Here is a 15,283-nt window from a genome sequence, read left to right on the forward strand (position 1 = left end):
AGGTCTGCCGGGCCGGGTGGGCCGTGGTGTCAGGGTTTCCGGGAAACAAGAAGACCCCTCGTGGAACACGAGAGGTCTGCGTGCGGGCGGTGGGGCCGACCGGGAGGGTTCGCCTCCGGTCACCTCGGTGCCGGCACGCGGGCGCTGATAATGAGCCGCCGCTGCATGCCCCGATCTTCCCACGAAGCCCACGTGCCGAACAACGCGTCTCACTCTTCGGACACCGGGCCGCCGGCGGAGCGCGGCGGGACCGTCGGCGGTCCCGCCGCGCTCCGCCGGCCCCCGGGTGGCCATGACCTGCTCGCCGAGGCGGCGGATCATGGCGGAGTACCCGTCCGCCGGGAGCTTCGCCGGACCGTCCGGAGGGCATCGGCGCACACCGCGCCTCATGTCCTGCGCGTGCCGGACCCGGGCTCCCGGGCGGCCCCGGGGACCACGTGGAAGCGGGAGGCGTCCGGGAGGGGGCGGCGGTCGTGGGGTTCCAGCATGTCCCTGCGCGCGAACCATTCGGTCAGGCGGGTCCGGGCCTGTTCGTCGCGCCTGCGGAAGCGCTCGTCCGCGCGGTCGGTCTCCGCGGGGGAGATCTCGCGGAGCAGGACGCGGATCGGCGCCGTCTCCTCCTCCGGCAGGTGGAGGTCCAGCACGGAGAAGGCCGTGCCCGGGGGGAACACCACCTCCGGTTCGTCGTCCGTGCCGAGGAACACGGACGTGCGCCGGCCGGTGGTGGACCAGATCCCGAACTCCACCACGCCCTCCAGTTCCGCGTCGCACGCCGGGACGGCCGCCACCGCCGCGGGCTCGACGAGGACCGCGCCCTGCGCGTACCGGTCCAGCGGCACCTCCTCCGCCGGGGCCGCGAGCATGACGGCCCCGTAGTGCCCCGGCAGGCGGCGCAGGCCCGAGTCCAGGCAGCGCAGCAGCGGGGTGAAGGGGCCGGGCCCGCCCGCCCTCGCCGCCTCGGCCAGTCCCGCGCGGGACCCCAGGTCGGGGGCGTCGTCCTGATACAGGGCGATGGCCACCAGGTCCGCCTTGAGGCCGTCCTGCGCGAGGGAGCGCAGGGACGGCAGCCGGGAGGCCAGCAGCTCCGCCTTGCTGGCGAGGATGTGGTACCTCTCGCCCAGGAGTCCTCGGAGGGCCGCCCGGTCGTCCGGGCCGCTGCGGCCGCCCGGCGCGGGCGGGAGGGTGGAGGGTTGCTGTGCCGGGGAGGTCGGCGCCGGGTCCGCCTCCGGTTCCGGTTCCCGTTCCCGCTCCGGTTCCCGCTCCCGTTCCTGCTTCCGTTCCTGCTCCTGCTCCCGCTCCCGCTCCTGCCGAGGTGGGCTCAGGGAGGTGGAGCCGAGCCAGTGCAGGTCCAGTTCCTCCGCCCAGGAGCGCGCCCGGTCCTCGTCCGACGCGGTGCCGTGGAGCAGCAGGCCGTACGGTTCCGTCGCCCCCAGGTCGGGAAGCGTGGCCAGGACACCGGGCAGGGCGTGCAGGAGCTCGGGCGGCAACAGGTGTGCGCCGTCGCCCACGATCAGGGCCGGGCGGGCCGGGTCGGGGCGGCTCGTGCGCGGTGCCGCGTCCGGCTGCCGGTCCGCCGGACGCAGCCAGAGGCCCGCCGGGACGAGTTCGGCGACCCAGCCCTCCGGGTCCGCGCACGCGTACAGGGCCGGGGCCTTCGCCTCCGGTCCGGACGGCCGCAGCCACGCGGACGGCGCCACGCGGTGACGGGCGGGCGAGGCGGCGAGTTCGAGCAGGAGGGGCTGCCAGGTGGGCGCGCCCCGTCCGTCGAGGAACGTGGTGGCGTGGTCGTCGGCCGTCCGCACGGGAAGGCCGATCGCGGCCCGCACCGTACGGTCGAGGTCGTCCGCGAGAGCCACCGCCATGGCGACGAGGTCGGACGGATCGGCCCACGGCGCGGCCAGCAGCAGGTGCCGCGCCTCCGCCGCCTCCGCCGGCACCCGGGCCAGGAGTTCGGTGGCGGGCAGCGCGGGACGGGCAGGTGATCCGACGCCCAGGAGGTAGGTGTCCGGGGCGACGCCGATCAGCGGCTCGACCGCCTCGGGCAGTGCTCCGAGCCAGCTTCCTCCCGGAACCGTACGGGCGTCCTCCGCCCGCTCCTCCGACGCCGTCGGGCCGAAACGGTGCGCGCCGCCCTGGGATTCCGCCACCACGGGGACGGGAGGAGCAGGGGCCGGAATCACCTCCTCGTCCTCCGCGGCGGGCTCCGGTTCCGCGGGCTCCGGTTCCGCGGGCTCCGCCGCCTCCGGGGGCCAGCCCGGGCCCAGTTCGTACGGCTCCTCCCCGGGCTCCGCCAGCCACCAGCTGCCCGGTTCCGCGAGGCGCAGCGTGCCGTCCGGTTCGACGCTGGCCGCACCGTCCGGGGCGATCACCGTGAAGTCCGCCGCCGTGGCCACCGCGCGTACCGGGCGGTCGCCGCCGGAACCCGGGGCGGCGAGGCCCGAGGCGGCGAGGAGGAGGCGGGTCGCGCCGCGTTCCCGGGCGAGGAGCACCAGATCGGGCAGGGTGCGGCGGAGGAACGGGGCCGCGTCCGGGGCGGCGGCCAGCACCAGGAGCGTGCCGGGCAGCGGGGGCAGTCCGTCCAGGACGGGGGCCAGGGCGGCGGCGGTCTCCGCGGAGGAGATCACCAGGTGCGGGCCGACGGGGTGGGTGCCCGTCCCGGAAGCGGGTGCGGGGACGCGGCTGGTCATCCGGGGTGTCCGTTCTGCGGGGTCCCGCCGTCGGGGTCGAGCAGCGGGGTCTGGAGCTGCACCGTGCGGCGGCGGGTGATGTGCTGCGCGCGTCCGGCGGGCAGCACCTTCGGCTTCGTACCACCGAAGAGGTAGCCCTCGGTGCTCGGGCAGGAGAGCAGGACGGCGGGGGTGTTGACGTCCTGGAGCCTGCGCAGGAGCGGGTCGGACAGGCCGCGGCCGGCGCCGTTGGCGGAGCGGGCGACGATGATGTGGAGGCCGATCTCCGCACCCTGGGCGAGGTTGTCGAGGACGGCGGCGAAGGGGTGGGAGGTCATGGAGCCGTTGACGAGGTCGTAGTCGTCGACGAGGACGAAGAGCTCGGGTCCGCTCCACCAGTCGCGCCGCCGCAGCCGGTCCGGGGTGATGTCGGCGGCCGGGACGCGGTTGGCGATGGCCTTGCCCGCGCCGGTGATCATCTGGCGCAGCGGGTCGACGGAGACGGCGTAGCCGAGGCGGTACTCCTCGGGCACCGTCTCGTACATCTCGCGGCGGAAGTCGACCAGCATCAGGCGGCCCTGGTCGGGGGTGTAGGCGCGCATGATCTGGGTGGCGATGTGCTTGAGGAGGTTGGTCTTGCCCGTCTCGCTGTCGCCGACGACGATCAGGTGCGGGTCGCGGGAGAAGTCGTGCCACAGCGGCTGGACCTCGGTGTCCTCCAGGCCGAGCGGGATCCGCAGGGAGCCGTGGGGCTCGGGGAGGTCGGCGGCGTCGAGGACGAGCGGGAGCATCCGGACCTCGGGGGCGCGGGGGCCGGTCCAGTGGTCGGCGACGACGTCCACCAGGTCGGCGACGCCCTCGCCGAGGTCGTGGGCGGTGCCGATGCCGTCCATGCGGGGCAGCGCGCACAGGAAGTGCATCTGGTCGGCGGTGAGGCCGCGGCCGGGGATCTTGGGGACCTTGCCCGCCGCCCGCATGTTGACGACGGAGTCGACGGGGTCGCCCAGACGCAGTTCGAAGCGGGTCTGGAGCTGGTCGCGGAGGGCGCCGGTGACCTCGCCCCAGCGGGTGGTGCCGATGAAGAGGTGGACGCCGTAGTTGAGGCCGCGCTGGGAGATGAGGGTGAGGGGCTGGACCAGGTCCATGAACTCCTGGCGCAGGGTGTTCCAGCCGTCGATGACCAGGAACACGTCGCCGTGCGGGTCGTCGGGAAGTTCACCGGCGGCCTTCTTGCGGCGGAAGGCGGCGACGGAGTCGACGCCGAGCTCGGCGAAGTACTTCTCGCGGCGGGTGATGATCGCGTTGACCTCGGCGATGGTGCGCAGGACCCGGTCGGGGTCGTGCCGGCCGGTGACGCCGCCGACGTGCGGCAGGCCGCGCAGGCTCGACAGGGCGCCGCCGCCGAAGTCCAGGCAGTAGAACTGCACTTCGGCGGGGGTGTGGGTGAGGGCGAGCGACGTCATCAGGGTGCGGATGAGGGTGGACTTGCCGGACTGCGGGGCACCGGCGACGCCGATGTGGCCGTCGGCGCCGCCCAGGTCGGCCACGAGCAGGTCGCGGACCTGCTGGAAGGGTTTGTCGACGACGCCGACGGGGACCTTGAGGGTGCCGCGGATCTCGCCCTCGGCGGTGAAGCCGTGCTCGGGGTCGGGGCCGATCGGGGGCAGCAGTTCGTCCAGGGTCGGCGGCACGTCGAGCGGCGGCAGCCACACCTGGTAGGCGGGGGGACCCGCGTCGACCAGGCGTTCGGCGGCGATGTCGAGGAGGGTGCCGGTCTCCTCGGCGGCCGTCTCCTCCTGCGGATCGGGGGCGGCGGGCAGCACGTGCGGGGCCACGTACTCGGTGCCGAGGGCGACGACCTGGCTCTCGATGACCGAACGGCGGGCGTCCGGACGCCGCTTGGGCCGGTAGGTGCCGGAGACGTAGGCGGCCTTGAAGCGGCTGAGGGTGGAGATGTCGCTGCGCAGGTAGCCGTTTCCGGGCTGGGAGGGCAGCTGGTAGGCGTCGGGGACGCCGAGGACGCCGCGGGACTCCATGGCGGAGAAGGTGCGCAGGCCGATCCGGTACGACAGATGGGACTCCAGCTGGTGCACGCGGCCCTCGTCGAGGCGCTGGGAGGCGAGCAGCAGGTGGACGCCGAGGGAGCGGCCGAGGCGGCCGATCATGACGAAGAGGTCCATGAAGTCACGGTGGGCGGCGAGCAGTTCGGAGAACTCGTCGACGACGACGAAGAGGGTGGGCAGCGGGTCGAGCGGGGTGCCGGCGGCGCGGGCGGTCTCGTACTCCAGGAGGGAGGCGTAGTTCCCGGCGGCGCGCAGGACCTCCTGGCGGCGGACCATCTCACCGTGCAGGGCGTCGCGCATGCGGTCGACGAGGTCGGCCTCGTCGGCGAGGTTGGTGATGACGGCCGAGGTGTGGGGCAGGCCGTCCAGGCCGAGGAAGGTGGCACCGCCCTTGAAGTCGACGAGGACGAAGTTGAGGATCTCCGAGGAGTGGGTGAGGGCCAGGGCGAGGACGAGGGTGCGCAGCAGTTCGGACTTGCCCGAGCCGGTGGCACCGATGAGCATGCCGTGCGGGCCCATGCCGCCCTGGGCGGACTCCTTGATGTCGAGGTCGATGGGGGTGCCGTCGGGGCCGAGGCCGAGCGGGACGCGCAGCTTGTTGGACTGGTTGCGCCGCGCCCACTGCTCCTTGACGTCGAAGCGGTGCAGGTCGGGGATGCCGAGCAGGCCGGCCAGGTCGAAGTCGCTCTCCAGGGGTTCGCCCGCGTCGAAGCTGTCGCCGAGGCGGTACGGGGCCATGGCGGCGGCCAGCCGGACGGCGGCGGCGGGGGTCAGGGCGTCGGGGACGCCGAGCGGGGTGACCTGGTCCTTGCGGTTGCGGTCGGCGCCGACCATCTCCAGGGCGCCGGGGACATCGGGGGCGCCGGTGATCCGCAGCCGGAGGGTGAGGCGGCCGTGCGTCCACTCCAGGGTGGAGCCGATGTCGACGACGGTGGCGTTGCGGTAGCCGCCGAGCGCGGCCCGGTGCGGGCCGGTGAGGACGGCGCCGTCGAGGACGACGACGGTGTAGGGCTCGTCGCGGCTGGGGGTGGCGTCGGGCTCGTACGGGGGCCGGGCGCCGAACTCCTCGCCGAGGAGCTGCTCCAGTTCGCCGATGCTGCCGGCGACGAGCCGCAGCGGTCCCGCGCCGTCCGTCTCGTGGGGGTGCAGGGCGTGCGGGAGCCACTTGGTCCACTCCCAGTGGGCGCGCCGGTCGGGGGCGGCGACGACGGCGACGCGCAGTTCGTCGGGAGCGTGGAAGGTGGCCAGCTGGGCGAGGACCGCGCGGACCAGGGCGCGGGCCCGGTCGTCCTCGGATTCCGTCCCCGCCCCGGGCTCGGCGGCACCGGCTTCGGCGCCGGTGTCCCCGGTGCGGATCAGGACGTGGGCGAAGCCGCGCAGGTGGATGGCGACGGGCTGGTCGGCGAGGGAGCCGTACGCGTGGATGAAGCGGCGCAGCGCGTGGGCGCTGAGCGGTTCGAGGTCCTCGACCGGCTTGGTGGCGAGGGGGGCGAGGCGGACGGCGAGCCGCTGGGAGCCCAGCGCGATCCGCACGTCGCTGAAGTCGGGGTGGGAGGAGCGGCGTTCCCACAGGCGCGAGGTCCGCACCAGGAAGGGCAGTTCGGCCGGGTCGGGGTGGCGCCAGGCGAGGGCCTCCTGCTGGCGGAGGATCTCCTTGCGGACCTGCCGCCGCATCTGTGCGAGGTAGCGCAGGTAGTCGCGGCGTTCGCCGGTGAGTTCCTGCTTGCGGTCGGCGTTGCCGCGCATGATCTGGGTGACGACCATGCCGATGGCGGACACGGCCATGGTGCCCATGGCGATGTACGTCATCATGCCGCCGTTGGGGCGCAGGAAGATGAAGACCATGGAGAGCGAGGACAGCGCCATCGGCACCATCGTGATGATGCTGCCCACACCGCTCTGCTTCTCGGGCAGGCCGGGCGGCTCCTGGAGCTGGATCTCGCCGTCGGGCATCTCGGGGCCCGGCCGCCGCGGCGGGCGGTTGACTTGCACGACGCTCAACGAACAACGCTCCTCACGCCTGGCGCACGCCGGGCGGCCGACTTCGTGCGGTTTCCTCGTCAGTCGGGAACGGACGGGGGGTGCGGGACGGTTCATCCCGGCCGTACGGCGCCTCCGGGTGGACGCCGGATGAACCCCGGCGGAGAGGAGGACCGTTGACCACTGCGGCAGGGAGGGAGCGGAGGATCGGGGGAGAGCGTGCGCGCGTACGGATGCCCGCCGGGCCGCCCGGAGCGCCGGTCCGGCCGGCCGCCCGGGTGGGCGAGGCGGTGCGCGTACGCCTGCCGGGGCGGTGTCGGGAGGAGCGCGGTGCACGGGGACGGTGAAGGCGCCGGGACCGGGGCCGAGGACGGGTTCGGGTTCGGGACCGGCGGGGCGTACGAGGCACGGGGGCTCCCCCGCGCGTGGCTGCCGGACGTCGGCCCGGAGGACGAGGATCCGCTCGACGGGACCGTGACCGGTCTCGACGTGCCGGAGGCCACCGCGGCCGAGGTGACGGGCGTGCTCGTCCGGCTGCTCGGGACCACGGCCCCGGTGGGGTCGCCGGATCCGGAGGCCCTGCTGATCGCGCGCGTGTTCGTGGTCGACGAGCATCCGTCGGCGGCCCGCTGGAGCGAGGGCGAACGGCGGTCGGTGGCCGGGCTGGCCGCCGCCCTGGTGGCCCGCCGCGGCGAGGAGGGCGTCGAGGCGCTCGTACGGGAGCTGCGGGGCACCGCGCGCGGGGACGGCTGAGCCCCGCCGTCCCCCTCGCGCGGGAGGGCTGAACCCGGCGGCGCGGTGTGTCCGTTCCTCTGTCCGCCGAGGGATTTCCGGCCTCGGCTGGACAGCGGGAAGGACACGCGGGCAGTGAGCGGTAGCGCGGTGGCGGGGCTGTGCCGGTTGAGGTTCCACGGGCCGCAGAAGGTGGTCGAGCTCTCCGTACCGGCCGACGTCCCCCTGGCGGACCTGTTGCCGACCATCGTCGGCTACTCCGGGGACGACCTGGACGAGAAGGCCGTCGAGGCGGGCGGCTGGGTGCTCCAGCGGCTCGGCGAGGAGCCCCTGGACGAGGAGCGGACCGCGGAGGCCCTGGGGCTGCGCGACGGTGAGCGGCTCTACCTGCGGATGCGCCGCGAGGCACTGCCGGAGGCGCACTTCGACGACATCGTGGACGGTGTCGCGGCCGGTCTCGGACAGCGCGGCGACGGCTGGACCCCCGCCCTCACCCACCACCTGGCGCTCGGTGTCGCGCTGCTCGCCCTGGCGGGCGGTTTCGTGCTCCTGGCGCTCTCCGGCGACCTCGGCCCGCTGCGGGTGGTGGCGGGGGCCGGCACCGGGATCCTGCTGCTGATCGGCGCGGGCAGCGCCGCGCGGGCGGTGGGCGACGCGGGGGCCGGCACGGCGCTCGGAGCGGCGGCGGTGCCCTATCTGGCGCTGGCCGGGGCGCTGCTGCCGGCGGGGGAGAGCGATCTGGCGGCCGCCCGGCTGCTCGCGGGCGGTTCGGCGGCGGCGGGCGCCTCGGTCCTGGCGCTGGCGGCCGTGGCCTGCTCCGCGCCCCTGTTCCTGGGGCTGCTCGTCACCTCGGTCGCCGCGTCCGTGGCGGGGGCGCTCGTTCTGGCGGGGTTGTCGGCGCCGGAGACGGCCGGGGCACTGGCGGTGCTCGTGGTGGCGTTCGGGGCGTTCCTGCCCGGTTTCGCCTTCCGGCTGTCGGGGCTGAGGCTGCCCTCGCTGCCGCGCCGGGCGGAGGAGCTCCAGGAGGACATCGAGCCGTATCCGGCGCGGGAGGTCGTGGACCGCAGCGCCGTGGCCGACGGCTACCTGACCGCCTTCCACGTGGTGACCGGCGCCCTGTGCGCGGCCTGTCTCACGCTGATGGCGGGCGCGCCCGGCTGGGCGCCGGTGACGCTGGCGGCCGTCCTGTCGCTGCTGCTGGTCCTGCACGTGCGCGAGGTCGGTTCCCGGTGGCAGCGGCTGGCCCTGATCCTGCCGGGCGTGTACGGGCTGGCGCTGCTCGCGACCGGGTGGGCGCTCTCACTCGGCCCGACGGGCCGGATGGGCCTGCTGACGGGGCTGACGGCCACCGCCGCGGCGCTCGCGATCTTCGCCTGGACGGTGCCGGGGCGGCGGCTGCTGCCGTACTGGGGGCGGGCCGCCGACCTGCTGCACAGCGCGCTGGCGCTGAGCCTGATCCCGCTGGCGCTGACCGAGGCCGGGGTCTTCACGTGGGTGCGCGGACTCACCGGCTGAGCCACCCGCCCCGCGACCCTTCCGATCCCCGACACCCCCTTCCCACCCAGGAGTTCACATGCAGTCCAGGCGCGACCAGGTGCAGGCCCACCTGTTCGTGATGAGCAGGCTCGGGGCCGGGATGCTGCGGGGCGAGCCCGACGCCCTGGACCTCCCGACCCGGCGGACCACCCGCGGGGTGCGGACCGGACTGTTCATCGCCGTGGTCATCGCCCTGGTGATGGGCCTGTACGGGGCGATCAAGCCGGGCGGCGCGACGGGCTGGGCCAAGCCGGGCACCCTGGTGGTGGTCAAGGAGACGGGCGCCCGGTACCTGTTCGTCGGCGGTGAGCTGCGGCCGGTCCTCAACCAGGCCAGTGCCCGGCTCGTGGCCGGGGACCGGATGACCGTGACGCAGGTCGGCACGGGCTCGCTGGGCACGGTGCCGCGCGGCGGCCCGCTGGGGATCGTGGGCGCGCCGGACGGGCTGCCGGCCGCGTCCGCGCTGGCCCGGGGCGACTGGCTGGTGTGCGGACTGGTGGCGGCCACCGCGTCGGGGCGGCCCGGCCCGGTGGTGTCGGTGGCCGTCGGCGCGGCGGGCACGGGCCGGGCGCTCGGTCCCGGGCAGGCCGTGCTGGTGACCGCGTCGGACGGTACCGGCCACGTGCTGTGGCAGGGGCGGCGGCTGCGGCTCGGCCCGGGCGCGGGGGCGGCGCTCGGCTACGGCACGGCCACCCCGTTCCCGGTGGCGGCGGCCTACCTCAACTCCCTTCCGGCGGGCCCCGACCTGGTCCTGCCGGAGATCGCGGGGCGGGGCACGCCCGGGCCCGCCCTGGCCGGGCGGGAGACCCGGATCGGCCAGCTCTTCACGGGCCCGGGCGGTGAGCCGTACGTGCTGACGCGGAAGGGGCTGGCGCCGCTCGACCGCACCCTGTTCGAGCTGCTACGCGGCGATCCGCGCACACAGCGGGCGGCGTACGCGGGGGCTCCGGCGGTCGCGGTCGCGGTGGGCGCCGCCGATCTGGCCGCCCATCCGGCGCCGGCCGGGACGCTGCCGGACAGCGGCCTTCCGCAGGCGCCGCCGGAGCTGGTGGAACCGGGGTCCGGGCAGGGCGTGTGCACGACCGTGCGGCCCTCGGCCGAGGGCGGGGCGTCCACCCTGGTGACGGTGGCCGACGCGGCGGTGGTCGCGGGTCGTCCGGTGACGCCCCAGCCGGGCGTGACGGCGGCGTGCGGCGCGGCGGACCTGGTCTCCGTACGGCCCGGCGGCGGCGCGCTGGTACGGGCGCTGTCCGGGGCCGGGGCGGCCGGGACGACGTATCTGGTCGCGGACAACGGCGTGAAGTACCCGCTGCCGACGGCGGATTCCGCGAAGGCCCTCGGCTACGCGGGAGCGGCGGGCGTGGGCGTGCCCGCGACCCTGCTGTCCCTGCTGCCGTCGGGCCCGGCCCTCGACCCGTCGGCGCTGACGACGGCGGGGGTCGTCGACGCGACGGCGGGCGTGCCGGCACCGGTCTGCCCCGGGGAGGGACCGAAGGGCGGGAAGGCCGTGAAGGGGGTGCCGGTGACGGAGGGGACGGCCACCGGCGCCGGGCGGGCGGTGAACCCGGCTCCCTGAGGCGCCCGTTCTCCCTGCCGGGAACCACCCAGCCCTTACGACGAAGGAGTTCAGGTGACCGACGCGCCCAACGCCAACCTCAAGGTCTCGTCAGCGGTACTCACCCAGACCCTCAACGAGCTGGAGGACCACCTCCAGACGATGGAGCGGTCCTACGCCCAGTCCGAGGAGATCGCCCGGCAGGTCGGGGACAGCATGAAGTCCGCCGCCGGCACCAAGTTCATCGCGAAGATCGAGAACTGGCAGCGCGGCTACCGCACGGTGATGGCCGAGTACAAGGACCTCGTGGACGCCGTCGGCATGACCAGCAGGGTCATGGCGGACACGGCCGGCGAGGCCGAGTCCAACATGGACATGTGGGGCGGCGACGTCTACGACATCCTCAGCAAGTGACCGGGGCGGAGCGTCCCCTCCGCCTCCCGCTCCCCGCTCCCTCCCCTTCCTCCTCTCCCCTCTGTCGTAAGGAACGCGCATGGACCCCATGGACATGGACATCAAGCACGGCGCCCTCCAGGACGCCAACGACCAGATGAAGCAGGTCGCGGCCGCCATGAGCGCGGCCGTGCAGACCATCGTGGGGCGCCTGGCCGCCATCCAGTCGGAGTTCACCGGTGAGGCCGCCAAGGAGTTCGAGGAGTTCAAGCAGGTCGTGAACAACCTGGACTCCACGCTGTCGCACCAGTTCGACAAGGGCGCGGACCTGCTGGCGGACGCCCACGGCATCATCCGCAACGGCGACCGCAAGAGCGCCTACCTGTTCCAGCGCTGAGCCCCGCCCCGCCCGGAACCCGGCCCACCCCTCGCGGGTGCGCCGGGTTCCGCCGTTCCCGGGCACCCGACCGGACGGAGCCGGGCCGGACCCGCATCGGACCGGGCCCGGACTGAACCCCGGGGCGGGGGCCCTCCGTTCTCCGTGCCGGACCGCGTACGGCGGGGACGGCACAGGACAGGAGAGGGCCCATGGCGACCAGCGAACCCGACGACAACGAGGACGACGGCGGCTCCACCACGGTCTCGCTGGACGTCCTGCTCGCCAAGCAGAAGGCGTTCGAGAGCCTGATGAACGAGTTCATCTCGGACCCGTACCTGAAGAGGCTCGCCGAGTGGAAGAACCAGACCCTCGTCGGCGACTACGGCAAGCTCGTCCCGGGCAACACGAAGGCCCTGGCCAGCGCCGAACAGGTGCAGAGGCTCTTCGCCAAGGTGGCCGGAGAGCTGGACACGGCGCTCGGCAAGCTCAACGCCATCGCCAACAGCGGCTACATCAACCTGGGCAGCGTCAAGCAGGTCCTCGGCGAGGCCGTCGGGGAATCCCTCGACACGGCCGAGATGTGGGAGCTCCTCGGCTACATCCAGCGGGACGGCCAGAACACCGGCAACTCCGGAAGCACTTCCTCGAAGTGACCCCGTCCCCCACCGGAGAAAGGAACCGGGTGTGACCGAACAGCCGATCGTCCCGAAGCCGCCGGCGCGGAAGCGGACCTGGGAAGAGGCCATCAAGATCTTCCTGGACAGCACCGGGACCCTGACGACCCGGACCGCGGTGGCCGGTCCGGGCTCCAAGGACTGGTCCGACTTCGGCACCTTCCGGATCGAGAAGAACGCGGCCTTCAGCAAGGACTACTCGACGGTCTTCGACTTCTGGTGGGAGTTCGTCACCACCTACGGCAGTCACAGAGCCCGGTACGTGGTGGGCTTCAGCGCCAACTGGGCGGGCTACTTCGACGACGGCAGCTCGCCGTACAACCTGTTCCTGAACGAGCCGAACAAGGGGCTCCACCCTCTGGTGAGCGGACCGTCGACGGCGAGGACGGACGTCGTCAACCCCTACACGTTCGAGAACGCGAAGAACGAGGTGGACGGGGTCGTCAAGTGGATGGAGAAGTGGAACCCGATCATCAAGGGCTGGGGCGACGACCTGGAGTCCGAGGGAAGCGAGTGGCGGGGCAGCGCCGCCGGTTCGTTCAAGAAGTTCGTCAACGTCATCTACGGCGAGATGTACAAGGTCTGGCTGGACATCACCACGCCGAAGAATCTGGTGACCCTGCTGGAGAAGTCCCAGACCGAGCTCGTCAATTCCTACTGGGGCATGTACCGAGGGTTCGAGGAGTGGAAGAAGCTCCAGAGCCACCTGGTCAAGGCAGACGGTTCGACGCACTTCTACCGGATCCACAACGGTGTGGAGCTGCTGCGCGCCAACTTCTACGCCCTCATGCAGGGCGCGACGCTCCACACCTCCTGGACGACGACCACGTCGACCAGTACGGGGCGCGGCGGCACGACCACGTCCACCACTCCCGAATTCCACGCCATCTACGACAAGGACGGGAAGGACGTCAGTTCCCCCGACTGGGTCAGGATGGTCGAACAGCACGCGAAGACCGAGTGGACGGAGTCGCTCAGCTTCCTCGACGCCACCGCGACGACCCACATCAACCCCCTGGACGACGCCTACCTGGAGCTCGCGGCCGCGCTCACTCCGGTGCTCCACCAGCCGAACTTCGCCCTTCCCGGTGGCACGGGCGGCGCGGGCGGTCCCGGGGGCACCGGCGGGGGCGGGAGCGGGGGCGGGTCCGGCCTGCCCGACGGGATGGGCGGGAACGGCGACGGCGCGGGCGGCTCCGGGGGCGGCATCGGCGGCGGGGGCGGGGGCAGCATCAAGGTTCCCGACGTGACCACCGGCAAGGAGGGCGGCGGGAACGGCAAGGACGGGAGCGGGAACGGCAAGAACCCCGGCGGGCTCCCCGACATCCCCAAGGTCCCCCCGATCACCGTCCCCGACTCCACGACCGGCACGCCGGGCTCGGGGCCGAACACGGGCAACACCGTCCCGCTGCTCGACAAGAACGGCAAGCCCGTCACCGGCGCGGACGGCAAGCCCGTCATGCTGCCGCCGGGCTCCCGCATCGGCAAGGACGGCAAGGTCTACGACGCGAAGGGCAACCCGGTCCTCGGGTCGAACGGCAAGCAGATCGTCGCGCCTCCCGGCGGCAGGACGGGGACGCCGCAGCCTGCGGCCCGCGAGGACAGCCAGACGGGCGGCACGCCGGGCGCCGGCTACGACCGGATCCGGCTCCCCGAGGGCGCGAAGGTCCTGCCGGACGGCAGCGTGGTGGACGCCAAGGGCAAGCCGCTGCTCGACTCCAACGGCAACCCCTACGTGCTGCCGAAGGGCGCCACCCTCAAGGACGGCGTCGTCATCGACGCCAACGGCAACCCGATCAGCCGCAGCCATCAGCTGCTCACCAACGCCGAATACGCCCTCTCCACCCGCCCGGAGCAGAAGAACCCCACCAGCGGCGGGAGGAACGTCTTCGAACGGATCGACACCGGCACCGGCGGCGGCGACCGCAAGCTCGGCCTGAACGGCCTCGGTTCGGGCGGTTCCGGCGGCTCCGGCATCGGCGGCAGCGGGACGAAGAGCGTCTCGTCGGTCGTCGGCGGCGGCGTCGGCGGCACCGGCGAGCGGGTCGCCCGGATGCTCGGCGAGCAGAGCGGGACGCAGACCACCGCCTCCGCCGGCGGCACGGGAACCGGCTCCGGAAGCAGTGCCGGTACGGGCGGGGGCACGGGGACGGGCGCCGGGGGCGGCACGGGCGCGGGCGGTCCGCAGACCGCGCAGTCCCCGATGATGCCGCCGATGAGCCCCGGCGCCGCCGGCGCCGGCGGCCAGCCCAACCAGGGCAAGGACCGGCAGCGCACCACCTGGCTCACCGAGGACGAGGACACCTGGGGCACCGACACCGGCTCCGTCAGCGGGGTCATCGGCCGCTGACCCGCCCGCCGGCGACGAACGATCCCCCTTCCCCCATGAAAGGCGGCCCCATGGCCATGGACTTCGAGAGCATCCTCAAGGACGCGATGTCCGCCCTGCACGAGCAGCGGGACAGGATGCTGGAGGCCAAGCGCGAACTGGACGCGGCGACCGCGTCCGCCACCTCCAAGGACCGCATGGTGTCCGTGACGGTCGGCCCCCAGGGCCAGGTGGTCTCGATGACCTTCCACACCAAGGCGTACCAGTCGATGGCTCCGGCCGAACTGGCCGCCGCCCTCGTCACCGTCCTCAACGAGGCGCGGGCCACCATGGGCAGCGAGGTCATCGAGCGCATCAAGGGCTTCCAGGACTTCAGCGGCCACCTGCGCAGCGTGACGGGGCTCGCCGGAACGCCGGTCGAGATGGACGAACTCCTCAAGCCGCTGCGGGCGATGGCCCCGGCCTTCGGCCAGGAGGAGGCCCTGGAGGAGCTGAGGGCCACCAGGCAGGAGGAGTTCGCCGCCGAGGAGGAGGCCGCCCGCCGGGCCTCCGAACAGAAGGCGAAGCAGGACGAGTTCGAGGCCGAGGCCGAGAACCGCATCCCCACCGGGAAGCAGGAGGAGTTCAGTGGCTGAGGACCTGAAGGTCCTGAGCGACCTCAAGGGCAAGTTCGCCCACTACGAGGAGTACCAGCGCTGCCTCTCCGACCTGAGCCGGACGATCCTGGAGATCAACCGGATCAACAAGGAGTCGGCGGGCCAGGACGAGATCGGGAAGACGTACCACAAGCAGGTGGACAAGCCGACCGAGAACCTGACCGAGACCCTCGCGTACGTCACCAAGCGGCTGGGCGCGGTGACGGACGCGGGCAAGGAGACGACCGACACGATGGCGAAGTCGGACGAGGAGGCCGGCTCCCACGTGGACGGCTTCTGAGCCGGGTCCCGGTGGAGGCGCGCCCGTCGTCCCCGGCCGG

11 protein-coding genes are annotated in these 15,283 nt (G+C 73.6%); 9 read left to right on the plus strand and 2 right to left on the minus strand.

Going from position 1 to position 15,283, the window contains the following annotated elements:
• Positions 1 to 386: 386 nt before the first annotated feature.
• The gene (locus ACFVU3_RS06000) at positions 387 to 2,687 is read right to left on the minus strand and encodes a hypothetical protein (protein WP_390064050.1); all 2,301 of its coding nucleotides are present in this window, start codon (positions 2,685 to 2,687) and stop codon (positions 387 to 389) included.
• Positions 2,684 to 6,730, minus strand: a complete 4,047-nt coding sequence (gene eccCa / locus ACFVU3_RS06005) for a type VII secretion protein EccCa (protein WP_390064052.1) — start codon at positions 6,728 to 6,730, stop codon at positions 2,684 to 2,686. The genes ACFVU3_RS06000 and eccCa overlap by 4 nt, the downstream gene beginning before the upstream one ends.
• A gap of 309 nt (positions 6,731 to 7,039) precedes the next feature.
• Between eccCa and ACFVU3_RS06010 the strand changes: the two genes are divergently transcribed.
• The 9 genes from ACFVU3_RS06010 to ACFVU3_RS06050 all read left to right on the plus strand — a co-directional run bounded on the left by ACFVU3_RS06010 (position 7,040) and on the right by ACFVU3_RS06050 (position 15,243).
• Complete coding sequence (locus tag ACFVU3_RS06010; protein ID WP_390064054.1) at positions 7,040 to 7,462, plus strand: hypothetical protein; 423 nt, start codon at positions 7,040 to 7,042, stop codon at positions 7,460 to 7,462.
• Positions 7,463 to 7,576: 114 nt separating this feature from the next.
• Positions 7,577 to 8,956, plus strand: coding sequence for a type VII secretion integral membrane protein EccD (eccD, locus tag ACFVU3_RS06015; RefSeq protein WP_390064055.1), 1,380 nt, complete (start codon positions 7,577 to 7,579; stop codon positions 8,954 to 8,956).
• Between the two features lie 58 nt (positions 8,957 to 9,014).
• The gene (eccB, locus tag ACFVU3_RS06020) at positions 9,015 to 10,553 is read left to right on the plus strand and encodes a type VII secretion protein EccB (RefSeq protein WP_390064057.1); all 1,539 of its coding nucleotides are present in this window, start codon (positions 9,015 to 9,017) and stop codon (positions 10,551 to 10,553) included.
• A 54-nt stretch (positions 10,554 to 10,607) separates the two neighbouring features.
• Entirely contained in the window at positions 10,608 to 10,946 is a 339-nt protein-coding gene (locus ACFVU3_RS06025; RefSeq protein ID WP_390064059.1) for a hypothetical protein, read from the plus strand.
• Positions 10,947 to 11,025: 79 nt separating this feature from the next.
• Entirely contained in the window at positions 11,026 to 11,322 is a 297-nt protein-coding gene (locus tag ACFVU3_RS06030; RefSeq protein WP_390064061.1) for a hypothetical protein, read from the plus strand.
• Positions 11,323 to 11,513: 191 nt separating this feature from the next.
• The gene (locus tag ACFVU3_RS06035; protein ID WP_390064062.1) at positions 11,514 to 11,957 is read left to right on the plus strand and encodes a hypothetical protein; all 444 of its coding nucleotides are present in this window, start codon (positions 11,514 to 11,516) and stop codon (positions 11,955 to 11,957) included.
• Between the two features lie 31 nt (positions 11,958 to 11,988).
• Positions 11,989 to 14,328, plus strand: coding sequence for a hypothetical protein (locus tag ACFVU3_RS06040; RefSeq protein ID WP_390064064.1), 2,340 nt, complete (start codon positions 11,989 to 11,991; stop codon positions 14,326 to 14,328).
• Positions 14,329 to 14,384: 56 nt separating this feature from the next.
• Complete coding sequence (locus ACFVU3_RS06045; protein ID WP_390064066.1) at positions 14,385 to 14,942, plus strand: YbaB/EbfC family nucleoid-associated protein; 558 nt, start codon at positions 14,385 to 14,387, stop codon at positions 14,940 to 14,942.
• A complete protein-coding gene (locus ACFVU3_RS06050; RefSeq protein ID WP_390064067.1) occupies positions 14,935 to 15,243 on the plus strand; it encodes a hypothetical protein in 309 nt (102 codons plus the stop codon). The genes ACFVU3_RS06045 and ACFVU3_RS06050 overlap by 8 nt, the downstream gene beginning before the upstream one ends.
• The last annotated feature ends 40 nt before the right edge of the window (positions 15,244 to 15,283 follow it).

Source organism: Streptomyces sp. NPDC058052 (assembly GCF_042885515.1).
Classification (GTDB): Bacteria; Actinomycetota; Actinomycetes; order Streptomycetales; family Streptomycetaceae; genus Streptomyces.

Coding starts and splice junctions, on each gene's coding strand:
- ACFVU3_RS06000 (WP_390064050.1), bottom strand. CDS start 2,687: ATGACCAGCCGCGTCCCCGCACCCGCTTCCGGGACGGGCACCCACCCC.
- eccB (WP_390064057.1), top strand. CDS start 9,015: ATGCAGTCCAGGCGCGACCAGGTGCAGGCCCACCTGTTCGTGATGAGC.
- ACFVU3_RS06030 (WP_390064061.1), top strand. CDS start 11,026: ATGGACCCCATGGACATGGACATCAAGCACGGCGCCCTCCAGGACGCC.
- ACFVU3_RS06035 (WP_390064062.1), top strand. CDS start 11,514: ATGGCGACCAGCGAACCCGACGACAACGAGGACGACGGCGGCTCCACC.
- ACFVU3_RS06045 (WP_390064066.1), top strand. CDS start 14,385: ATGGACTTCGAGAGCATCCTCAAGGACGCGATGTCCGCCCTGCACGAG.